Annotated in this window: 26 protein-coding genes and 1 pseudogene; 16 read left to right on the forward strand and 11 right to left on the reverse strand. The window is 72.6% G+C overall.

From position 1 onward, the window contains the following. Positions 1-23: 23 nt before the first annotated feature. From AB0L06_RS22150 to AB0L06_RS22170, 5 genes are all read right to left on the reverse strand, one after another. A complete protein-coding gene (locus tag AB0L06_RS22150; RefSeq protein ID WP_500232955.1) occupies positions 24-941 on the reverse strand; it encodes a potassium-transporting ATPase subunit C in 918 nt (305 codons plus the stop codon). Between the two features lies 1 nt (position 942). Beyond that, on the reverse strand, positions 943-3087 hold the full coding sequence (gene kdpB, locus AB0L06_RS22155; protein WP_500232956.1) for a potassium-transporting ATPase subunit KdpB: 2145 nt from the start codon (positions 3085-3087) through the stop codon (positions 943-945). Beyond that, on the reverse strand, positions 3087-4748 hold the full coding sequence (gene kdpA / locus AB0L06_RS22160; protein ID WP_500232957.1) for a potassium-transporting ATPase subunit KdpA: 1662 nt from the start codon (positions 4746-4748) through the stop codon (positions 3087-3089). Before kdpA ends, kdpB begins: the two co-directional genes overlap by 1 nt. Beyond that, positions 4748-4837 carry a K(+)-transporting ATPase subunit F gene (gene kdpF, locus AB0L06_RS22165; protein WP_064744317.1) on the reverse strand — a complete coding sequence of 30 codons (90 nt, stop codon included), beginning with the start codon at positions 4835-4837 and terminating at the stop codon, positions 4748-4750. The genes kdpA and kdpF overlap by 1 nt, the downstream gene beginning before the upstream one ends. 72 nt (positions 4838-4909) lie before the next feature. Then, positions 4910-5599, reverse strand: coding sequence for a hypothetical protein (locus tag AB0L06_RS22170; RefSeq protein WP_500232958.1), 690 nt, complete (start codon positions 5597-5599; stop codon positions 4910-4912). Between the two features lie 203 nt (positions 5600-5802). On the opposite strand from AB0L06_RS22170, the gene AB0L06_RS22175 reads away from it, so the two are divergent. Further along, the gene (locus AB0L06_RS22175) at positions 5803-6795 is read left to right on the forward strand and encodes a zinc-binding dehydrogenase (protein ID WP_500232959.1); all 993 of its coding nucleotides are present in this window, start codon (positions 5803-5805) and stop codon (positions 6793-6795) included. A 9-nt stretch (positions 6796-6804) separates the two neighbouring features. Continuing rightward, complete coding sequence (locus tag AB0L06_RS22180) at positions 6805-7179, forward strand: helix-turn-helix domain-containing protein (protein WP_500232960.1); 375 nt, start codon at positions 6805-6807, stop codon at positions 7177-7179. Between the two features lie 51 nt (positions 7180-7230). Here AB0L06_RS22180 and AB0L06_RS22185 read toward each other — a convergent pair whose 3' ends face one another. Beyond that, on the reverse strand, positions 7231-8091 hold the full coding sequence (locus AB0L06_RS22185; protein WP_500232961.1) for a GNAT family N-acetyltransferase: 861 nt from the start codon (positions 8089-8091) through the stop codon (positions 7231-7233). A 104-nt stretch (positions 8092-8195) separates the two neighbouring features. On the opposite strand from AB0L06_RS22185, the gene AB0L06_RS22190 reads away from it, so the two are divergent. Both AB0L06_RS22190 and AB0L06_RS22195 read left to right on the forward strand, forming a co-directional pair. Next, the gene (locus tag AB0L06_RS22190) at positions 8196-8828 is read left to right on the forward strand and encodes an alpha-ketoglutarate-dependent dioxygenase AlkB (protein ID WP_500232962.1); all 633 of its coding nucleotides are present in this window, start codon (positions 8196-8198) and stop codon (positions 8826-8828) included. Positions 8829-8869: 41 nt separating this feature from the next. Next, positions 8870-9406 (forward strand): GNAT family N-acetyltransferase, encoded by a 537-nt coding sequence (locus AB0L06_RS22195; RefSeq protein ID WP_500232963.1) that lies wholly within the window; start codon positions 8870-8872, stop codon positions 9404-9406. A 30-nt stretch (positions 9407-9436) separates the two neighbouring features. On the opposite strand, the gene AB0L06_RS22200 is transcribed toward AB0L06_RS22195, so the two are convergent. Next, the gene (locus tag AB0L06_RS22200) at positions 9437-10132 is read right to left on the reverse strand and encodes a TetR/AcrR family transcriptional regulator (RefSeq protein ID WP_500232964.1); all 696 of its coding nucleotides are present in this window, start codon (positions 10130-10132) and stop codon (positions 9437-9439) included. A 147-nt stretch (positions 10133-10279) separates the two neighbouring features. Here AB0L06_RS22200 and AB0L06_RS22205 point away from each other — a divergent pair, with 147 nt between their 5' ends. The 3 genes and pseudogenes from AB0L06_RS22205 to AB0L06_RS22215 all read left to right on the forward strand — a co-directional run. After that, a complete protein-coding gene (locus AB0L06_RS22205; RefSeq protein WP_500232965.1) occupies positions 10280-10954 on the forward strand; it encodes a flavin reductase family protein in 675 nt (224 codons plus the stop codon). A 67-nt stretch (positions 10955-11021) separates the two neighbouring features. Next, entirely contained in the window at positions 11022-11837 is an 816-nt protein-coding gene (locus AB0L06_RS22210; protein ID WP_500232966.1) for an aldo/keto reductase, read from the forward strand. A gap of 435 nt (positions 11838-12272) precedes the next feature. Then, a pseudogene (locus AB0L06_RS22215) lies at positions 12273-13448 on the forward strand (Cmx/CmrA family chloramphenicol efflux MFS transporter); the annotation flags it as partial. 70 nt (positions 13449-13518) lie between these two features. Here AB0L06_RS22215 and AB0L06_RS22220 read toward each other — a convergent pair. From AB0L06_RS22220 to AB0L06_RS22235, 4 genes are all read right to left on the reverse strand, one after another. Next, complete coding sequence (locus AB0L06_RS22220) at positions 13519-13599, reverse strand: hypothetical protein (RefSeq protein WP_500233214.1); 81 nt, start codon at positions 13597-13599, stop codon at positions 13519-13521. A 132-nt stretch (positions 13600-13731) separates the two neighbouring features. Next, a complete protein-coding gene (locus tag AB0L06_RS22225) occupies positions 13732-14559 on the reverse strand; it encodes a DUF3710 domain-containing protein (protein WP_500232967.1) in 828 nt (275 codons plus the stop codon). Positions 14560-14562: 3 nt separating this feature from the next. Next, positions 14563-15045 carry a dUTP diphosphatase gene (dut, locus tag AB0L06_RS22230; RefSeq protein ID WP_500232968.1) on the reverse strand — a complete coding sequence of 161 codons (483 nt, stop codon included), beginning with the start codon at positions 15043-15045 and terminating at the stop codon, positions 14563-14565. A 63-nt stretch (positions 15046-15108) separates the two neighbouring features. Then, positions 15109-15663: a PaaI family thioesterase gene (locus tag AB0L06_RS22235; RefSeq protein ID WP_500232969.1), complete on the reverse strand. Its 555-nt coding sequence runs from the start codon at positions 15661-15663 to the stop codon at positions 15109-15111. A 141-nt stretch (positions 15664-15804) separates the two neighbouring features. On the opposite strand from AB0L06_RS22235, the gene AB0L06_RS22240 reads away from it, so the two are divergent. From AB0L06_RS22240 to AB0L06_RS22280, 9 genes are all read left to right on the forward strand, one after another. Then, on the forward strand, positions 15805-16500 hold the full coding sequence (locus AB0L06_RS22240; RefSeq protein WP_500232970.1) for a hypothetical protein: 696 nt from the start codon (positions 15805-15807) through the stop codon (positions 16498-16500). Next, positions 16500-17030 (forward strand): MauE/DoxX family redox-associated membrane protein, encoded by a 531-nt coding sequence (locus AB0L06_RS22245; protein ID WP_500232971.1) that lies wholly within the window; start codon positions 16500-16502, stop codon positions 17028-17030. Before AB0L06_RS22240 ends, AB0L06_RS22245 begins: the two co-directional genes overlap by 1 nt. After that, a complete protein-coding gene (locus tag AB0L06_RS22250; RefSeq protein ID WP_500232972.1) occupies positions 17027-17500 on the forward strand; it encodes a hypothetical protein in 474 nt (157 codons plus the stop codon). The genes AB0L06_RS22245 and AB0L06_RS22250 overlap by 4 nt, the downstream gene beginning before the upstream one ends. Continuing rightward, complete coding sequence (locus AB0L06_RS22255; protein WP_500232973.1) at positions 17497-18054, forward strand: hypothetical protein; 558 nt, start codon at positions 17497-17499, stop codon at positions 18052-18054. Before AB0L06_RS22250 ends, AB0L06_RS22255 begins: the two co-directional genes overlap by 4 nt. Then, positions 18042-18218 (forward strand): hypothetical protein, encoded by a 177-nt coding sequence (locus tag AB0L06_RS22260; RefSeq protein ID WP_500232974.1) that lies wholly within the window; start codon positions 18042-18044, stop codon positions 18216-18218. The genes AB0L06_RS22255 and AB0L06_RS22260 overlap by 13 nt, the downstream gene beginning before the upstream one ends. Before the next feature lie 18 nt (positions 18219-18236). Next, positions 18237-18794: a hypothetical protein gene (locus AB0L06_RS22265; protein ID WP_500232975.1), complete on the forward strand. Its 558-nt coding sequence runs from the start codon at positions 18237-18239 to the stop codon at positions 18792-18794. A gap of 40 nt (positions 18795-18834) precedes the next feature. Continuing rightward, the gene (locus AB0L06_RS22270; RefSeq protein ID WP_500232976.1) at positions 18835-19161 is read left to right on the forward strand and encodes a DUF6412 domain-containing protein; all 327 of its coding nucleotides are present in this window, start codon (positions 18835-18837) and stop codon (positions 19159-19161) included. Between the two features lie 28 nt (positions 19162-19189). Beyond that, positions 19190-19873, forward strand: coding sequence for a YidC/Oxa1 family membrane protein insertase (locus tag AB0L06_RS22275; RefSeq protein WP_500232977.1), 684 nt, complete (start codon positions 19190-19192; stop codon positions 19871-19873). A gap of 107 nt (positions 19874-19980) precedes the next feature. Continuing rightward, positions 19981-21267 (forward strand): cytochrome P450, encoded by a 1287-nt coding sequence (locus tag AB0L06_RS22280; protein ID WP_500232978.1) that lies wholly within the window; start codon positions 19981-19983, stop codon positions 21265-21267.

Raw genomic sequence — 21267 nt, forward strand, 5'->3', positions numbered from 1 at the left:
CCGGCTCCTCCCCCGCTCCCGGCCTACTGGACCGGGAACTTCCGGTCGAGGGCGATGTTCAGGTCGAGCACGTTCACCCGGGGCTCGCCCATGAACCCAAGGTCGCGTCCGCTCGTGTACTTGTCGAGGACCTTCCGGACCGCCGCGACGTCCGTGTGCCGGGCCTCCGCGACCCGCTTGAGCTGAATCTCCGCGTACGCCGGGGAGATGTGCGGGTCGAGACCGGAACCGGACGCGGTGACCGCGTCGGCGGGGACGGCCGGCCTGCTCGGCGCGTCGCCCCGGACCGGAACGATCAGGCCCTTGGAGTAGTCCTCGCCGTACTTCGCCAGCTCGACCTTCACCCCGTCGTACGTGGCCGTGAACGGTGCTTTTACTACGCCTTCCTCCTCGTTCACGCTGACGACGCGGGTCGGGTGCGGGACCTCGCCCCGCCGGTTGCGGTCGCCGAACACGGCGAGCACCGCGCCGACACCGCTGTCCTTGGCACAGAACGGACGGCTCCCGTCCACGCCCTCCAGCTCGCCGACCGCCTTGCTGCGCGTGCAGACGGTGGTCAGCAGGCTGGTCTTGGCGTTCTCGTCGGCCTTGCCCGCCGTGACCAGCTTCGGGTCGGGCAGGGTGTCGACGATGCTCTCCGGGCCGAGGTTGCTCGCGCCCGACGCGGTCGGGTCGTACCCCGCGCCCGCCGCCGACGGACGGCTCTGGAAGTACTTCTTGATCGGGTTGCCGAGCTTGTCGGTGTAGGACTGGCCGATCAGCGAGCTGCCGACCGTCCGGCCGTCGGCGGAGACCAGGGAGCCCTGGGCGTGCGACCGCAGCCCCGGGACCTGGGCGACGCCCCACACCGCGAGCGGGTAGGCGACGCCGAGCACGACCGTCAGGACGAGCAGGGCGCGGACGGCGGCGAGGTGCTGCCGGATCCAGCTTGGAATACGCATGTCAGGACATCCCCGGAAGGAACTGGATGAGAAGGTCGATGATCTTGATGCCGACGAAGGGGGCGACGATCCCGCCGATCCCGTAGACGTACAGGTTCCGGCTCAGCAGCTTGGACGCGCTGGACGGCTTGTACACCACACCCCGCAGGGCCAGCGGGATCAGCGCGATGATGATCAGCGCGTTGAAGATGACGGCGGACAGGATCGCGCTCTGCGGGCTGTGCAGCCGCATGATGTTGAGCGCGTCCAGGCCGGGGAACAGCGCCACGAACATCGCCGGGATGATGGCGAAGTACTTGGCGATGTCGTTGGCGATGGAGAACGTGGTCAGCGCGCCGCGGGTGATGAGCAGCTGCTTGCCGATCTCGACGATCTCGATGAGCTTGGTCGGGTCGGAGTCCAGGTCCACCATGTTCCCGGCCTCCTTGGCGGCCGAGGTCCCGGTGTTCATGGCCACGCCGACGTCGGCCTGCGCGAGCGCGGGGGCGTCGTTGGTGCCGTCGCCGGTCATCGCGACGAGGCGTCCGCCGTCCTGCTCCTTCTTGATCAGGGCGAGCTTGTCCTCCGGCTTGGCCTCGGCGAGGAAGTCGTCGACGCCCGCCTCCTCCGCGATCGCCTTGGCGGTCAGCGGGTTGTCGCCGGTGATCATGACGGTCCGGATGCCCATCCGGCGCATCTCGTCGAACCGCTCGCGCATCCCGGCCTTGACGACGTCCTTGAGGTGGATGACGCCGAGGACGCGGGTCTCGCCGCCGGTGGACTCGCCGACGACCAGCGGGGTCCCGCCGGACGCCGAGATGCCGTCCACGATCCGTCCGAGCTGCCCGGGGACCGTCCCGCCCTTCTCGCGCACCCAGTCGGCGACCGCGCTCGCCGCGCCCTTGCGCAGCTCCCGGTCGTCCACATCGACCCCGGACATCCTGGTCTGGGCGGTGAAGGGCACCCACTCGGCGTGCGCGAGCTCGCCGGGCTGGCGTTCGCGCAGGCCGTAGCGCTCCTTGGCGAACACGACGACCGAGCGGCCCTCGGGCGTCTCGTCCGCGAGGCTGGACAGCTGGGCCGCGTCGGCCAGCTCGTCCTCGGGGACGCCGTCGACGGGGACGAAGTCCGACGCCTGCCGGTTGCCCAGCGTGATCGTGCCGGTCTTGTCGAGCAGCAGCGTGTTGACGTCGCCCGCCGCCTCGACGGCGCGTCCGCTCATCGCCAGGACGTTGCGCTGGACGAGCCGGTCCATCCCCGCAATGCCGATCGCGCTGAGCAGCGCCCCGATCGTCGTCGGGATCAGGCAGACCAGCAGCGACACCAGGACGACGCCGGTGACGCCGTGGGTGTCCAGCGAGAGCGTGTCGGCCACGCCCGGGTTGTTGCCCTTGGAGAAGATCGCCATCGGCTGGAGGGTCGCGACGGCCATCACGAAGATGATGGTCAGCGCGGCCAGCAGGATGTTCAGCGCGATCTCGTTCGGCGTCTTCTGCCGGTTGGCGCCCTCCACCAGGGCGATCATCTTGTCGATGAACGACTCGCCCGGCTTTTGGGTGATCTTCACGATGATCCGGTCCGACAGCACCCTGGTGCCGCCGGTGACCGCCGACCGGTCTCCGCCGGACTCGCGGATGACCGGGGCGGACTCGCCGGTGATCGCCGACTCGTCCACCGAGGCGATGCCCTCGACGACGTCGCCGTCCCCGGGGATGATCTGCCCGGCCTCGACCACGACGACGTCGCCCTGCCGCAGGTCCGGCGCGCCGACCTCCTCCTCGCGGAGCGTGGTCGTGCCCGGCTTCCAGGAAAGGACGCGGCGCGCCTTGGCGTCGGTCTTGGCCTTGCGCAGCGCGTCCGCCTGCGCCTTGCCGCGCCCCTCGGCGACGGCCTCGGCCAGGTTGGCGAAGACGACGGTCAGCCAGAGCCACACGACGATCGCCCAGGCGAACACGCTCGGGTGGACGAACGCCAGGATCGTCGTCCAGACCGCGCCGATCTCGACGATCAGCATGACCGGGTTGCGCCACAGCGTGCGGGGGTCGAGCTTGCGGACGGCGTCCGGCAGGGACTTCAGCAGCTGCTTCGGGTCGAGCAGCCCGCCCTTCACCTTGGCCGGTGGCCGCTGGGGAGCCGGGCTGGGGGCCTCGAGTGTCTGGGTGGTCATCAGTGGATTCCTTCGGCCAGCGGGCCCAGCGCGAGCGCGGGGAGGAAGGTGAGGGCGACGAGGATGAGGGTGACGCCCGCGACCAGGCCGACGAACTGCGGCCGGTGGGTGGGCAGCGTGCCGTCCGACTCGGGGGTGCCGCCCTGTTTGGCGAGCGACCCGGCGAGCGCCAGGACGAACACGATCGGGACGAACCGTCCGAACGCCATGCACAGGCCGGTGGCCGTGTTGTAGAAGGGCGTGTTCGCCGAGAGGCCCGCGAAGGCCGACCCGTTGTTGTTGGACGCCGAGGTGAACGCGTACAGGACCTCGCTGAGGCCGTGCGCCCCGCCGTTGAGCATCCCGTCCCGGCCCGCGCTCAGCGCGAGGCCGAGCCCGGTCGCGAACAGCACCAGCATGGGCGTGGTCAGGAAGTACATCGACGCGAACTTCATCTCGCGCGCGCCGATCTTCTTCCCGAGGTACTCGGGGGTGCGGCCGACCATGAGGCCCGCGACGAACACCGTGATGACGGCCAGGACGAGCATCCCGTAGAGGCCGGAACCGGTGCCGCCGGGCGCGACCTCGCCGAGCATCATGTTGAACATCGTCATCATGCCGCCGAGGCTGGTGTAGGAGTCGTGGAAGGAGTCCACGGCGCCGGTCGAGGTCAGCGTGGTCGCCGTGGCGAACGTCGCCGAGTTCGACACCCCGAAGCGGGTCTCCACGCCCTCCATGGACGCGCCGGCCGCCACCGGGACCGTCCCGTGGTGCATCAGCTGGAACACGTTGGTCAGGACGAGGCTGATGACCGCCAGGGTCGCCATCACCGAGACGATCGCGTAACCCTGCCGGTTCTGCCCGACGATCCGGCCGAACGTCCGGCACAGCGAGAACGGGATGCACAGGATCAGGAAGATCTCGAACCAGTTCGTCCAGGTCGCGGCGTTCTCGAAGGGGTGCGCGGAGTTGGCGTTGTAGAAGCCGCCGCCGTTGGTGCCGAGCTCCTTGATGACCTCCTGCGACGCCACCGGCCCACCGGTGAGGTGCTGGGCCTGGCCCGCGAGGGTCGTCACGTCGTGCCCGGAGCCGAAGTTCTGGATCAGCCCGCCCGCGACGAGGACGAGCGCGCCCACGAACGCGATCGGCAGCAGGATCCGGATCACGCCGCGCGTGAGGTCCACCCAGAAGTTGCCGAGCTGGTCGGTCCTCTTGCGGGCGAAGCCGCGGACGAGGGCGATCGCGACGGCCATGCCGACGGCGGCCGAGACGAAGTTCTGCACGGCGAGGCCGGCCATCTGGACCAGGTGGCCCATCGTGACCTCGCCCGAGTAGGACTGCCAGTTGGTGTTGGTGGTGAAGCTGACGGCGGTGTTCCACGCCTGGTCGGACGCCACGGGCTTGAACCCGAGGGACAGCAGCAGGTGGTTCTGCACCCGCTGGAGCAGGTACACGAACAGGACGCTCACGACCGAGAAGGCGAGGACGCTGCGCGCGTACACGCCCCAGGTCTGCTCGGCGTCGGGACGGACCCCGATCAGCCGGTACAGGACCTTCTCGAACCGCGAGTGCCGCGTCCCCGCGTACACCCGGTGCATGTAGTCGCCGAGCGGCCGGTAGACGACCGCGATCGCGACGACGAGGGAGGCGGCGAACAGCACTCCCGCGACGGTCGTGCTCATCAGAACCTCTCCGGGAACAGCAGGGCCGCGATCAGGAAGACGAACAGCACGGCGGCCAGGACGAGCCCGACCACGTTCTCGGCGGTCACAGCTTCTCCACGCCCTTCACCAACAGGCCGAGCACGGCGAAGACCACCAGTGTCAGCAGGACGAACTCGACGTCACTCATCGCTTTCGGTTTCCTTTGTCGAAGATCCCGGGGAGGGCGGGCCCCCGGCCGCGCCGTGCCGGATCCGGTCACCGGGCGTGCGGAGGGCCTCCCGCCGCGTCGCCGACCGCGGCGCGCGCTGCCGCGGCACCGCGTGCGCCTGCCCGTCCGGGACGGGCGGCATCGGGTGCTCCGAGCCGCATCCGCACGGGGCGGGCGGGAGGTCGAACGCGAGCCCGGCCAGCGCCTGGCGCAGATCATCGTCGCAGTTCAGCGCCCCTGCGGCCGGGACGGCGGCGATCACCGGCGCGTCCGTTCCGGGACGGCGCGAGGCCGTCCCGAAGCGGATCGCCGGGACGTGCCGTCCGGCCGTTCCAGGCGCCTCGGCCCAGGTTCGGGCCGCCGCGGGGAACGCCGCCGCCAGGCCGACCGCCACGAGGGCGGCCAGCCGCCACGCGTCGGCGGAGCCGGAGACCCCGAGGTCCCCGCTCCCCCGCACGTCGAAGCCGGTGGCGAACGCCCAGCCCGCGACGCCGAGCCCGGCGGCCGCCGGGAGCGGGACGCGGGCCGCGAAGGCCCCGACGGCGGCCGCGACGGCGGCGTACCCCCAGGGCCACGGCGCGGACTTCAGCACCACGGCGAGGACGAAGACGGTCAGGACGCCGCCGGCCATCGGCCAGGCGGCCTCCTCCAGGCGCTCCATCGCGGTCCTCCTCGGTGTCCGGGAGCCCCCTTTCTTCGGGGGCACACCGGGAGTAAAGCGCCTGGTACATCCCTATTTGTTGGGCATTGACGGTTCCTTAGCGCGGCTCCGCGGGCGCTTAACGCACCCCTAACGGCTTGCCTCTGACGCACACGTCAGGGGTTAGCGTCGCCCGGTTCCCAACCCGTTTTGGAGTGCCTGTGATGCGTGAGATCCGCCTTGTCTCGCGGGCGGCCGGGCTGCCCCGGCCGGAGAACTTCGAGATCGTCGAGACGCCCGTGCCGGACGGCGAGGGCGTGCTCGTCCGGAACCTGGTGTTCCACGTCTTCCCGGGGCTGCGGCTGCTGGTCGGCGCGGGCGAGGGCGAGACACCGCTGCCCCGTCTCAACCCGGGAGACCCTCTGATCGGCGCGGCCGTGGGCGAGGTCGTGTCCGCGCCGGACGACGCGTCCGTCCGGCCCGGTGACCTGGTGTCCCACGGGCTCGGGTGGCGCGAGTACGCGCTGCTGCCCGAGGGGCGGTACGTCCGGCTGGACGGCGAGCTGCCCGATCCGGCCGCATACCTGGCGCCGGGTGTGTCGGCGTACTCGGCGCTGACGCGCGAGGCTCCGATGCGTCCGGGCGAGACGGTGCTGGTCACGGGCGCGGCGGGCGGCGTCGGCTCGCTCGCCGGGCAGATCGCCCGCCTGCTCGGCGCCGGACGCGTGATCGGCACGACCGGATCCCCCGCGAAGGCCGAACGCCTGGTCGCCGAGTTCGGCTACGACGCGGCTCTGTCCCGCGAAGAGGCGTCCACGCCGGACGCCCTGCTCAAGGCCGCCCCGGACGGCATCGACGTGGTCGTCGACAACGTCGGCGGCGACCAGCTCCGCGCCGCCGTCCGCGTCGCGTCCCCGGACGCCCGGGTCGCCCTCGTCGGAACCCTCTCCTCACAACTCGCCCCCGGCGGCTCCGGAACCTCGGCGCCCATCGAGCTCGACCTCTTCGCCCTGATCCGCAAGCGGACGTCCCTGCGCGGCGTCCTCGCACTGGACCCGGAGACGCGCGCCGAGTGGACGCGCCGCTTCGGCGAATGGCTGCGCGCGGACGAGATCGCCTTTCCCCACACCCGGTTCCAGGGCATCGAGAACGCTCCTCGCGCGTTGCACGAACTACTGACCGGCGAGCACCTGGGCTCGGTGGTCGTCGAGGTCTAGGAGGCCCGGATGCGGATCGGCGACGCGGCGGCGGCAGCGGGAACCACCCCGCGAGCGCTGCGCTTCTACGAGCAGCGCGGCCTGCTGCCCCCGCCGATCCGCACCGCCTCCGGCCAGCGCGAATACACCCCGCACGACGTCGCGCGCGTCCGGACCGTCCGGGACCTGCTGTCGCTGGGCCTGACCGTCGAGGACCTGGCGAGGGTCGCCGACCGCCTGGACGCCCTGGTCGACGACAGCACCCGCTGCACCGCCACCGCCATGCCCGCCGAAGGCGGTGGCGGCGTCGCGGGCGCACGGCTCGCCGCGCTGGACGCCGAGATCGCCCGTCTCACCACCCTCCGCGCCCGGCTGGCCGCCCGCCTGTCGGGCGGCCAGACGTAACCGCAGGCGGGCGCCGCTGACAGGCGGCCAGACGCGGCCGTCGGCGGGCGGCTAGAGGTAACCGCCGCTGGCGAGGTACGGGGCGGGCTCGGGCAGTCCGCGCAGGGCGAGGTAGCCCTCCTGGCCGAGGTCGAGGCGCGCGGCCAGGCCGACGTCCATCGCCCAGTGGTTCGCGGTCGTGATGCGGTTGACGAGCGTTTCCCCGCGCGTGCGCGCGAGGGCCTCCCACAGCAGCCTCTCGGCCGTCTCGACGTCGCCGGCGGCCAGCAGGAACGGGCGGTCCCGGGTCTCGTCGAAGTAGACGTAGCCGGGCCGCCGGGCCGGCGAGGACGAGACGATCAGCTGCATCGTCCCGGCCATGGCGATGTGGTCGGGGCCGTGACCGCCACCTCGCAGGCGCTCGTCCAGCTCGTCCATCCATGCGAAGTCGGCGGGGCGTCCGTCGCGGAGGCCTTCGACCACGGGCAGGGCCGAGCGGTCGACGCGTCCGGCCATGCGCATCTCCGGGTGCAGCGTGAAGCCCGCGAGGCGGTAGCGGCGGGTGGCGGCAGGGTGCCCGGTCGCGGAGAACATACCGGGACGGCCGTCCGCGTGTGCCAGCGCCGCGTCCATCAGCCCCTTCCCGACGCCCTTGCCCTGGCTGCCGGGCAGGACGGCGTAGGTGGACAGGTACCAGAGGCCGCCCCGGTTCTGGGAGACGGCGATCCCGAGGACCTCGCCGCCCTCGTCGGCCACCCAGCATCCGCCGGGGTCGGTGGCGATCAGGACGCCGATCTTCTCCTTCCAGCGCCGGCCGTCCGCCTCGTCGAACGGCTCCGGCTCCGGGTCGTCCCAGCGCCTGTTCAGCCGGTCGAGCTCCAGGAAGGCGGCGGCGGTGACGCGTTCGGCGGCGGGAAGGTCATCCGAGGTCATGGGTCTGATCCGCACGGAGTCCATCCCCGCATGGTCGGACAGGCCACCGTCCCACCGCACCCCCAATTCACCGAAGTCGAACATGAGTTCGATAAGCTGGGCGCATGAACGGTGTGTTCCAGGGATCGCTGCTGGACGTCGGAGCCGAGGGCGGGCCGCGTGAGCTGGGCGCGCACGTGCGGCGGACGCCGCTCGCCCACGGGGCCTGGGTCGATCTGCGGCCGGGGTGGCTGGCGGGGGCGGACGCGCTGTTCGGGCGGCTGATGACGGACGTCCCGTGGCGGGCCGAGCGGCGGCGGATGTACGAGCGCGTCGTGGACGTGCCGCGCCTGCTGGCGCACTACGGCGAGACCGATCCGCTGCCCGATCCCGTCCTGGACGAGGCGCGCGACCGGCTCAGCGCCCATTACCGCGAGGAACTCGGCGAGCCGTTCCGGACGGCGGGCCTGTGCCTGTACCGGGACGAGCACGACAGCGTGGCCTGGCACGGCGACCGCATCGGGCGCGGGAGCACCGAGGACACGATGGTCGCGATCGTGTCGCTCGGCACGCCGCGTCCGCTGCTGCTGCGTCCGGCGGGCGGGGGCGGGCCGACGCTGCGCCACGACATCGGGCACGGCGATCTGATCGTCATGGGCGGCAGCTGCCAGCGGACGTGGGAGCACGCCGTCCCGAAGTCGGCCCGCCCGCTGGGGCCGCGCATCAGCGTCCAGTTCCGCCCGCGCGGCGTCCGCTAGAACCGACGTTGCAAGGGCCCGAATCGGGCATGATCAACTCCATGAACGTGCGTCACGCCACATCCGAGGACGTCGAGGCCATCGCGAAAGTGCACGTCACCGCCTGGCAGACGGCCTTCCGCGGAGCGGTCCCGGACGCCGAGCTCGACGCCCTCCACTGGACGCAGTGGATCGACGGCTGGCGGGAGCGCACCGCGCCCGGCTCGGACCTCACCGTCCTCGTCGCGGACGTGGACGGCGAGGTCGCCGGGTTCGCGGCCTCCGGCCCGCCCCGCGACGACGACCTCGACTCCGGCCGCGCGTGGGAGCTGTACATGCTGTACCTCGGCCCGGCCAGCTGGCGGTGCGGCATCGGGACGGCCCTGATGCGCCGGACGATCGAGGCCGTCCCGGCGCACGTCCCCGCACTGGTGCTGTGGGTGCTCGACGTGAACACCCGCGCCCGCGCGTTCTACGAGCGCCACGGCATGGCCCTGGACGGCGCGGTCCGCCCGTCCAAGCTCGGCTCGCCGAACATCGACTTCCGCTACCGCATCGAGCTCGGCGACGCGGACCCGTCCGCCGCCCGCCCCCGCTGAGCTGCGGCGGACGGTGGCCGTCCACCCGCCCTAGGCGGGAAGGCCCAGGTCGTCGGCCATGCGGTCCACGCTGAAGGCGAAGAAGTCGTCGGCCGGGTCGAGGGTGTTGGCGAACTGGCCGAACAGCTCGAAGCCGATCATGCCGGTGAGCTGCGACCAGTGCGCGGCGAGACGGGCCATCGCGGTGGCCGGGACGTCCGGCGCGCCCGCGTCGGAGATCCCCTGGAGCTGCCCGGCGAGCCGTCCGGTGGGCACGGGGCCACCTGCGGCGAGGCCTCCGGCGACCGCCGCGTCCTGCGCGATGCCGATCAGGACGAACGGGAAGCGCGTCGCGGGACCGATCGTGTCCTCGGGGGCGGAGTAGCCGGGCACCGGCGAACCGTAGATCAGCGCGTACTCGTGCGGATGCTCGACCGCCCAGTCGCGCAGCGCGTGGCAGACGGCCCGCCAGCGCGCCCGGAAGCCGTCCCCGGCGGCGTCCCGGTCGGCCTTCTCGGCGCGTTCGCCGACGGCGTCGTAGGCGTCCACGATCAGCGCGGTGAGCAGTTCGTCCCGGCTCGGGAAGTAGCGGTACAGCGCGGACGAGACCATGCCCAGCTCGCGCGAGACCGCGCGCAGCGACAGCCCTGGCGCGCCCGACGCGGCCAGCTGTCGCCGCGCCTCCTCCTTGATCTCCCGAGTGAGCTCGGCCCTGGCCCGTTCCCTGGCGGTGCGGCTCGCGTTCATACCCCGAGTCTGGCATGGAAAAGAGCGGCAGACAATTTCGAGAGCACCGCTCTTGACTTCGCCGCCGACCGTCGACCGTCGACCACGGCATAACGCGGCGTCGGATTACCGCCAGCGACCGGACGGGGTCCCCTCCATGCTGGGCGCATGGAGCACATCGGCATCGAACCATCCATTCTGTACTTCGGAACCCCTGTGGTCCTGCTCGGCACCACCGACCATGACGGCCACCCGAACCTCGCGCCGATGTCCTCGGCCTTCTGGTTGGGATGGCGGTGCGTGCTGGGCATGAGCACCTCGTCCAAGACCTGCCAGAACGTGCTCGCGACCGGCGAGATCACGATCAACCTCCCGTCCACCGGCCAGGTCGGCGCCGTGGACCGGCTGGCCAAGACGACCGGCTCGGACCCGATGTCGGAGGCCAGGGCCGAGCGCGGCTACCGGCACGTCCGCGACAAGTTCGGCGTCTCGGGGCTGACCCCGGTGGACTCCGAGACCGTCCGGCCGCCGCGCGTCGCCGAGTGCCCGGTGACGATGGAGGCGGTCGTCGAGAGGACGCGCCCGCTCGCCGAGGACCTCGGCGGCTGGGGCATGGTCGTCGAGACCCGCGTGCAGCGCGTCCACGTGCACCCGTCCATCACCATGGAGGGCCACGAGAACCGCATCGACCCGGACCTGTGGCGTCCCCTGATCATGAGCTTCCAGCAGTTCTACGGCCTCGGCGACCAGGTCCACCCGTCCCGGCTCGCCGAGATCCCCGAACTGAGCTACCGCACCGAGGACATCGACCGCGCCGCGGCCACCGGACAGAAGGTCGGATAGCCCCCACCCATGCCCTGATGGGTGGACGGAGCGACGAACGGCCCAGCATGCTGGGAGAATGTCGTCCATGGGGGGCGGATTCCGGCGCGGGGGCACCGGGCGGCCGAGGCATGACGCCGGCCGCCTGGGCCTGGGCGCCATGCGGTTGCCCGGAATGCCGGGACGGCTCCCGGTGGACCACACGACGGCCGTCGCGGTGGCGCGGCGGGCCGTCGAGCTGGGCGTGACGCACATCGACACCGCCGCGTTCTACTCGCGTGGGACGAGCCGCGCGAACGAGATCCTCCGCCGCGCCCTGCGCCCCTACCCGGACGGCCTGACGTTCGCGACGAAGGTCGGGCCGGGCCAGGACGTCCGCGCCGTCGTCGAGCAGAACCTCGCCGAGCTGGACCTGGACGTCCTGGACCTGGTCTACCTGCAGTCCGGACGCCCGAACGAGTCCCTCGCCGACCGCTTCGCGCAGCTCGCGGAGCTGAGCGACCAGGGGCTCGTCCGAGGGATCGGCGTCGCGGACGTCACGCGCGCCCAGTTCGCCGAGGCGCGGGCGGTCGCGCCGGTCGCGGCCGTCCAGAACCGGTTCGGCGTCCTCGACCAGAGCGACGCGCCCCTGGTGGACGAGTGCGCCGAGGCGAAGGTGATCTACGTCGCGCACTCGGCCCTCGGCGGCGGGCGCGTGCGCCTCGCCGACGACGGCCTGCGGAGGGTCGCGCTGCGGTACGGCGCGACGGTCTACCAGGTCGCCCTCGCGTGGGGCCTCACGCGCTCCCCCACCCTCGTGCAGATTCCGGGCACGGCGTCGCTCACCCACCTGGAGCAGAACATGGCGGCCGTCCGCCTCGAACTGGACGAAACCGACATGACGACGCTCGAGCGCCTGGCATAGGGTGACCTCGTGTCCTCTCCCGAGGCGTCAAGACGCAGGCCACCGACCGCGGTGGCCATCACCCACTGACCGGCGCGGCCGCTCACACCTGAGCCGCCCCGGCCTCTGACCACCGCGCAGAGCACTCCGCTCGCCCACACCCCAGCCCCACCACCATCACGCACTCGCGCGCCTTCGGCATTCGTGCGCCTTCGCGCACTCACGCCGTTCGCACGTTCGCGCTGTTCGCACGTTCACGTCGTTCGCGTGCTTGCGTCGTTCGCGCACTCGCGTCGTTCGTACGTTCGCGGCGTTCGCGTACTTGCGTCGTCGCGTACTTGCGTCGTTCGCGTGCTCGTGGACTTGGTCGGTTTCGGGGTGTGGGCTCCCTGCGGTGGCCGTTCTCACGGCCCTTCCGCTTCCGTACGTTTCGCATGCCTTCATGACGGAGTCGTCGTGCCGTTCGCCCTCTATGTCCTCGCGCTGGCCGTGTTCGCGCAGGGGACATCGGAATTCATGCTGTCCGGGCTGCTCCCGGACCTCGCCCGCGACACCGGCGTCCCGGTCGGGACCGCCGGGACCCTCACCTCGGCGTTCGCCGCCGGAATGATCGTCGGCGCGCCGCTGATGGCGGCCCTCGCCCGGCGCTGGCCGCGCCGCCGGGCGCTGCTGCTGTTCCTCGCCGCGTTCCTGGCCGTCCACGTGGCCGGGGCGCTGTCCTCCAGCTTCGCGGTGCTGCTGGTCACCCGCGTGATCGCCGCGCTCGCGAACGCCGGGTTCCTCTCGGTCGCCGTCGCTGCGGCGGTCGCCATGGTCCGGCCCGACGCCAAGGGCCGCGCGACCGCGACACTCCTCGGCGGCGTCACCCTCGCGTGCGTCGCGGGCGTCCCGGCCGGGGCCCTGCTCGGCCACCTGTGGGGGTGGCGCGCGGCGTTCTGGGCCGTGGCGCTGGTCTCCGCGCCCGCCCTCGTCGCGATCATGACGTCCGTCCCGGACGACACGTCCCCCGAGCCGAGCTCCCCGGAGGGGACGGCGCTTCGGGCAGAGCTGCGGGTGCTGCGCCGCCCGGACGTGCTGCTCGTCCTCGGCGTGGGCGCGCTGGTCAACGGCGCGACGTTCTGCGCCTTCACCTACCTCGCGCCGCTGGTCACCCGGGTCGCGGGGTTCGGGGACGGCTGGGTCCCGGCGCTGCTCATGGTGTTCGGGCTCGGGGCGTTCGCCGGGGTCAGCGCGTCCGGACGGCTCGCCGACACCAGGCCCCGGACAGTCCTGGCGGGCGGCGGTATCGCGCTAGCCGCCGGGTGGGTCGCGCTCGCGGCGTTCACGGACGTCCCGGCGGTCGTCGTCCCGCTGGTGTTCGCGCAGGGCGCGCTCGGATTCGGCGTCGGCTCGACGCTGATCGCCCGCGCGCTCTACGCGGCCTCGGACGCGCGGACCATGGGCGGCGCGTTCGCGACGGCCGCGCTCAACGTGGGCGCGGTCGTCGGTCCCGTCCTCGGCGGGCTCGCCGTGGACGGCGGCCTCGGCTACCGGGCGCCCGTATGGGTGAGCGCCGGTCTCGCCGGAGCCGCGCTGGCCGCGGGCGTCCCCTTGATCAGGACCATGGCCCGATCCGGCGCGGTGGACGAGGCCGGTCCCGTGGACGGGCCCAGCGCCCTGAACGAGGCCAGCGCCGTGGACAAGCCCAGCGCAGTGGACGGGGTCAGTGGCGGGCGCAGGGGCGGCGTCCCTTGTTCGACTTGTTCCGCTTCCGGCAGCGACGCTTGCGAGTGCGCTTCGACATGACCCGATTGACCCTCGGAAAGGCCGTCCGGGCAAGTCTCCGCAGGGGGACGGCCGGGGGCGGCCAGGTGAGGGTCACGACATGCGGAAGGCCCGCCGCGCGCGCGACGGGCCTTCCCTGCGACCGTGCGGGTCAGCGGACCTCGGTGATCTCCGGGCCGCGCTCGAACGGGTTGAAGGTCTCGCCGTTCTCCTCGGACTCCTCCTCGGCGGCCTCCTGGAACTCCTTCGGGATCTGGAGTTCCAGCAGCTCGCGCGGGGGCATCGGGGAGTCGCCGCGGACGACGACCACGCCGCTCAGCACGTCCTCGAGGACCTGCCACTGCTCCTCGTCCTCGATCGCGGCGCCCTGCACCACGGCCTGGAGGAACCAGCGCGGGCCGTCCACACCGACGAACCGGATGATCTGCGGAGCCCAGCCCTGCTCGATGAACTCGGCGGGGATCTGCTCCTTGACCTCGTCCGGCATCTCGGCCAGGACTTCCTCGGTCAGGGCCGCGGGCACCATGGCCAGCAGCTCGTCACCGAACGGGCCCTCGACCTCCTGGACCTGGCCACCGGCGTTCTCGGTGATGTCCTGGCCGGTCTCGCGCCGCACCTCGGCCCAGATGCCGCTGCGCTTGGGCGCCGCGAACACCTGGAGCTGCATCGCGCTCTCCTCGTACTGGACGAGGACGGCGACGGGCCGCCCGTCCAGCGGGTTGCCCTCCTCGTCCACCTGGGTGGCCTCGAAGTTCACCTGGAACCCGAGGCCCGGCGCGACCGGGATCTGCATGGCGCCGAAGTCCAGGCGCTGCATCTCGGGGTGGGAGTCCTCGGAGTCCCACGGACCGCCCTTGGCGCCCTCCCCGTCGGAGGTCGCCTCCTCGGCCTCGGCCTCAGCGGCTTCGACGGCCTCCTCGGCGGCGTTCTCCGGGCCCTTCGCGGGCTCGTCGTCCCGCCGGCGACGTCCAAAAGCCACGACTCACACTCCTTCTCGACTGTGCTGGATATCCGCGAAACCGCCCGTGGAGCCGAAACCGTTCGCTCCGCGGGACGATCCGGGAAGTTCTGCGACCTCGTGGAAGACCGCGTGCTCCACCCGCTGGACGACCAGCTGGGCGATGCGGTCCCCGCGCCGCAGCCGGACGGCGGCACGCTGGTCGGTGTTCAGCAGGGTCACCTTGATCTCACCCCGGTAGCCGGCGTCGACCGTACCGGGTGCGTTGACGATGGTCACCCCAAACTTAGCGCCCAAACCAGACCTTGGGTGGACGAAGGCCGCGTAACCGTCGGGAAGGGCGATCGCCACCCCGGTCGGGACGACCCGGCGCTCGCCCGGCGCGAGGTCCACGTCCTCGGCGGCGAACAGATCGGCGCCCGCGTCGCCCGCGTGCGCGTACGAGGGCGCGGGCAGCCCGGGGTCGAGCCGCTTCAACAGGACGTCCACGCTCACTGCGCGCTCCATTCTCGTCCGGGCCGCTCGCCGGCGCCCGCTCTGATCAGGCCTCCGCCGGCGCGGGCCCCCTTGTCAGGGATTGACCCGGCGGCCGACATCGGTGCCCTCCATGCCGCCCACGCCGTCGCCGTGCTCCTCGAAGTGGGCCACCGGGACCTCGACGAACAGCGCCGCCGCGCGCACCGCGACCGGGCCGTCCAGCGCGTCCATCCGGGCCTCGGCCTCCAGATACGCCTTGCGCCCGACGACGCCGGTGCAGCGGGTCTGGATGTACAGGGTGGTACCCACCGGCACCGGGAGCACGTAGTCGGTCTCCAGGCGGCCGGTCACATAAGGCTTACGGAGCAGCCAGACGACCATACCGAGCGCCTCGTCCATCGCCGTGGCCAAAACGCCGCCGTGCGCGAGACCGGGGGCTCCCTGGTGGACGTCGCCGACCGTGAACTTCGCCGAGACGCCGAGCCCGTCCTCGCTCACGGCCGCAAGGTGCAGGCCGGTCGGGTGGCCGGGGCCGCAGCCGAAGCACTGTTCGTAGTGCGGGCCGAGCGGCTCCCCGAGGGGCGCGTCGGGATGGGGCTGGGGCACGGGCGTTCCGGCTGGCGGGACGGTCAGATGGGAGCGGTTCACGACCTCAATTTACCGGCTCTTCCTCATGACCACTTCCGGCACGTTTACCTCTCCAGGCCGGAATGCACACGTATTGTGATCTCCGTCACGGCGCGCTCATTCCGTCCCAAAGGCGGGCTTTCCGGCGAAAGGTGACGAACCGTGGGACACCAGGTCATCCACCGATCCCTTGACGGCACCCGCGTCCGGCTCAGCGGCGATCACGACCTCGGCAGGCCGTTCACCTCGGTCACCCGGGTCACCGCGGGCGGACGCCTCCACGAGATTTCCGGCGGAACCCGGCCGGACGCGATGGCCTGGGCCGAGGACATCGGCGTCGGCCGCTTCGAGCAGGAGTACCGCGTCCAGGGCGGCAGGCTGCGGATCGGGCACGCGGCGCCCGTCCGCGACCCCGACACCGGGCAGCGCGACGTCGCCCTCGCCGCCGTGTGGGAGGGCCGCCGCTTCGCGGTCTTCACCCACCTCTACGGCGGCCGCCCGGCCGACGCCGTGGCGTTCCTGTCCGGGCTGCGGCTGACCGAGCACGACGACGGGATCAGCGTCGCGCCCGCCGCGCGGCACGTGGCGATCCCCGAGCCCGCCGAGCTGGTGAAGGAGGTGCCCGGCCTCGGCCTGCTGGAGATCACCGCGCTGACCTCCCAGACGCGCAAGCGGCTGCCGGGCTGGCGCGGCGCGTCCGTGGCGGGCGGCGAGCTCTTCCAGGACACCGTGGACGGCCAGGGCCCCTACTTCCTACTCGCGCTGAGCCGGCTGCTGGTGACCGTCCTGCCGGAGGAGGACCAGGTCCGGCGCGTCCCGGGGCGGCTCGCGTCGCTGTCGGTCGAAGCGGTCCGCTGATGGCCGGACTCGCCGCCCTGACCGGCGCCGTCGCCGTCCCGCTCGTCCTCGTCCTGTCCCTGGCCGGCCACCTGCGCGGACGGTCGCTGGGCGCGGCGCTCCGGGCGCAGGGGACGGTCCCGTCCCGGCTCGCGCCGAGCGTGGCGTCCCTGGCGGTGACGGCCGAGGTCGGGGCGCTGGGCGCGCTCCTCATGGGCCTGGCCCTCCGCCGGACGGAACTGACCCGCGGCGCCCTGGCCGCCGCGGCCGTCCTCTTCGCCGTCTACGCGGCCTACGCGGCGTACGTGACCCGGACGAGATCCGGCCGCAGGGTCCCCTGCGGCTGCGGCGGCGATCTCTCGACGCCGATGTCGGTGTGGGTCGTGGCGCGGGCCGCCGGACTGGCCGTCCTGGCCCTGGGCGGGGCCCTGGCGTCGCCGCCCGCGACGGGCGCCACGACGGCCACCGGAATCGTCGCCGGAGCCGCCCTCGCGGTGCTCCTGTGGACCCTCCCCCGTGCCATGGACACCTCTGAAGGGAGCCTCGGGTGAGTTTTCAGACCAGTGCGCTGCTGCTGTCGTGGGTGGCGATCCTGCTGCTGGCCCTGGTGGTGGCGGGCCTGATCCGGCAGGTGCACGCGCTGGCCGGGACGGGCCGCACCGCCCCCGCGCGGCCCGCGACGGGCCCGGAGACCGGCGCCGCGGCGCCCGGGTTCGAGCGGCTCGGCCCCGGCCTGGTGCTCTTCCTCGACCGCGACTGCGGCGTCTGCGACGAGGTCCTGTCGCTGGCCGAGCCGCCGCTGCGGGCGGTCTTCGCGGGCCCCGCGCCGGTCGCGGCCGCGCCCGGCGTGACCGTCCTGGCGAACGAGGTCGACGGGCTGTTCGACGACTACCGCGTCCCCGCCACCCCGTTCGCGGTGGTGCTGACGGAGGACGGGCGGGTGGGCCGGGCGGCCCCGGTCGGATCGCCCGACTCGCTGCGTGAACTGCTGCAACCCGAGAGTGTCGGAGGTGCGCGATGATCGAGCTCGAGGACGTCCCGCCGCTGCGCGGGCCGCGTCCGTCCGGAACCGAGCGGGTGCGCCGCCGCCCGGCGTCCGACGAGGGACCGCGGTTCCGGCCCGCCCGGCGCGGGCTGCTGGCGGGGATGGCCGCGGCCGGGGCCACGGCCGGGCTGAACGCGATCGGGGTGCTGCCGCCCGCGCGGCAGGCGCTCGCCGAGGGGTACAGCCTGAGCAGCGGCTACTACGACATCTATCCGCACTGCCCGCCCGGTGAGCCGAGCGTCGGGTGCTCGCCGGGCTGCGGGCCGAGCCTGGTGTGCTCGGTGTGCTGCCGGACGAGCGGCAAGTACAAGGGCTACCACCGGTCCGGCGTGTCCGACCCGCACCGCTACAAGCTGCGGCCGAACCAGTGCTACGGCGGCAAGTGGGACGGCTGGCTCTGGAAGGTGTCCAAGAGCTGCGGGAACTGCCGCAAGGGCGTCACCTGGCGGTGCCACGACGGCTGGAAGAAGTCCGCGCGCGGGAACTGGTACAAGACGATCTGCCGCAAGGCGGTGGCGTGCTACAACTGACCGCCCTCCCGGCGGGACGGCTGCGCCGGGGCCTGACCGAGCCGCTGCTGCCGGTCACGGTCCTGGCGCTGCTGGCGGTCGCCGCCGCGGCGCTCTCCGCCACGGTGATGTGCTGGGCGGCGGTCGGGGCCCTGGCCGGGTTCGCGCTGTCCGGATCGGTTTGAACGCGTAACAGCGAATCCGTGCTGTTCTCGCCAGGTTGGCGGGCCCCGATACGGCAGGGCGAGGTCCTGGCCGTCTTCTCCCTCGGGCTGGTGCTCGGGGGCGCGCTGAGCGCCGGAGTGGTCTGGCTGGTGTCCGGGCTGGCGGCGCCCGTCCCGGCGACGGCGCGCGCGGTGCTGACCGTGCTGGTCGCGGCGGTCGCGGCGGCGCGCGAGGCCGGACTGATCCGGCTGCCGCTGCCGCAGAACTCGCGGCAGATCCCGCAGGAGGTGCTGATGCACCGGCTGCGCACAGGATCGCTCCAGTTCGGCTTCGAGATGGGCACCGGCGTCCGGACGTACGTGTCGGCCTCGTCCCCGTACGTCCTGGCTCTGGGGTTGCTGCTCGCGCACATGAGCGCCCCGGCGACGCTGCTGGCGGGCGTGGCGTTCGGCGCCGGACGGGCGCTGAGCGCGGCCCTCACCTACTGGGCCCGCTCCCGCGACCGCGACGCGCTGATCGCCGCGCGGATGGCGTGGGTCAAGAACGTCACGGCCCTGTCCGTCCTCGCCGCCGCGACTTTGCTCTTGGTGAGATGAGTCAGGGAACCGGCGAAGCGGGCGGCGCGTCCATTCCGGTATGAGGCGGGACATGGGCGCGCGGCTGCCGCACCTTCTGGTGTGGCTGATCGTCTTGCCCGCCGTACTGCTCGCGGGCGCTTCGGGCGCCTCGGGCGGTGATCTGCCGCGGCTGGTGGTCGTGGCGTCGCTCGCGGCCGTCGCCGGTCTGGTGGTGCTCGCCGCGACCGCCCTCGTCCGGGCCGACGGCGCACCGGTGGTCGGACGCGTCCGGACGACCCTGCGCGACCGGACGCAACGCACGGCGTTCCTTCCCCAACGCGATCCCGACGCGGCCGGACGGCCGCGCCCCAGGGCCCCGGGACGGGCGATCAGGCTCTCGCACTGATCGTCCCGTCAAGCCTTGGAGAAAAGCCTTGTCCCTGTTCGACATGCCCGTGGACGGCGCGTATGCGCTGGTCAAAGGGCTGACCCTGGTCTTCGAGCCGATCGCGGGCGGCCTCGCCGCCGTCCTCGCGATCATCGTGTTCACCCTGGCCGTCCGGGCCCTGCTGCTGCCGCTCGCGGTGCGGGCGGCGCGCGGCGAGCGGGCCCGCGCCGCGCTCGTCCCGGAGCTGACGCGGCTGCGCGAGCGGCACCGGCGCGACCCCGAGCGGCTGCGGCGGGAGACGGCCGCGCTGTACGAGCGGGAGGGCGCGTCGCCGCTGACCGGCCTCGGCCCGATGGTGCTCCAGTTCCCGTTCTTCATGGTCATGTACACGCTGTTCCGGTCGGCGGTGGTCGCCGGGCACCAGAACGTCCTGCTCGCGCACACGCTGTTCTCGGCGCCGCTCGGGCAGAACCTCGTCGCGGTCGCCGGGGCGGGCCTGTTCACGCCCGCCGGGCTGGTGTTCGCGGGCCTGCTGGTGGCGCTGGCGGCGGTGGCCTGGTGGTCGTCCCGGCACGCGCCCAACATGTGGATGCGCCTGCTGTCGCTCGGGACGGTGGTCTTCGCGGCGTTCGTGCCGCTCGCGGCCGGCGTCTACCTGCTGACGTCCGCGTCCTGGACGGCCGTGGAGCGGACGGTCCTTCGCCGCACCGTCCTCGCCCCCGCGGCCTGAGCGGGCGGGAAGGCGGCCGCCGGGTGACGGCGACCTGTTGACGGGACCCCCGGGACCCGAGTTCGATAGAGAGAACCGAACGCGACTCGGGTTTTCGGGGGTGCTGGATGACGACGGCCACCGCGCACGACGCCGACCTGTCCGACCTCGCCTTCTGGGCCCGGCCCCCGGCCGCCCGCGAGGCGGCGTTCGCCGAGCTCAGACGGCTGGACAGGCCGAGGTTCTACCGCGAGCTGAAGCTGCCGTTCATCAGGCACGGGGCGGGCTACCACGCGCTCGTCCGGCACGCGGACGTGGTGGAGGCGAGCCGGACGCCCGAGGTGTTCAGCAGCGAGCCGTGCTCCAACAGCATCGCCGACCTGCCCGGATACCTGGCCCGCTACTTCGGCTCGATGATCAACATGGACGATCCGCGGCACGCCCGGCTGCGCCGGATCGTGTCCCGGGCGTTCACCCCGCGCGTCCTCGCCAGGACCGAGGCGGACCTGCGCGCGAGCGCCCGCCGCATCGTGGACGGCCTGCTCGCCCGCGGCCCGGCCCCGGGCGACTTCGTCACCGACGTCGCCGCACGCCTTCCGGTGCAGGTCATCTGCGACATGATGGGCATCCCCGAGGCCGACCGGGCGATGGTCTACGACCGGACGAACGTGATCCTCGGCATCGGCGACCCCGAATACACCGGCGGACGCGAGTTCCTCCGGACGGGGGTCACCCGCAGCGGCGTCCTGTACGGACTCGCCGCCGGGCTGGCGGCCGGGTACGAGCTGAACCACATGGCGATGAAGCTGGCCCGGCGCCGCCGCCGCGAGCCCGGTGACGACCTGGTGTCCGCGCTGGTCACCGCGAACGTGGACGGCGAGTCCCTGACCGACCAGGAGATCGGCTCGTTCTTCATCCTGCTGGTGGTGGCGGGCAACGAGACGACCCGGAACGCCATGGCGCACGGACTGAAGCTGCTCACCGACAACCCCGACCAGCGCGCGCTGCTGCTGGACGACTTCGACGGCCGGATCGCGGGCGCGGTCGAGGAGATCGTCCGGATGGCGACGCCGGTGATCCAGTTCCGCCGGACGCTGACCCGCGACCACGAGATGAACGGCAACCGGTACCGCGCCGGGGACAAGGTGCTGCTCTTCTACAACTCGGCGAACCGGGACGAGACGGTCTTCGAGCGGCCGGACCGCTTCGACATCCTGCGCTCCCCCAACCCGCACGTCGGGTTCGGCGGCCCCGGCCCGCACTTCTGCCTCGGCGCGAACCTGGCCCGGCGCGAGATCACCGTCATGTTCCGCGAGTTGTTCGAGCGCGTCCCGACGATCCGCGCCGAGGGCGAACCCGACCGCCTCTACTCGAACTTCATCAACGGCATCAAACACCTGTCCTTCACGTACTGA

Source organism: Spirillospora sp. NPDC052269 (assembly GCF_040679435.1).
Taxonomy (GTDB): domain Bacteria; phylum Actinomycetota; class Actinomycetes; order Streptosporangiales; family Streptosporangiaceae; genus Spirillospora.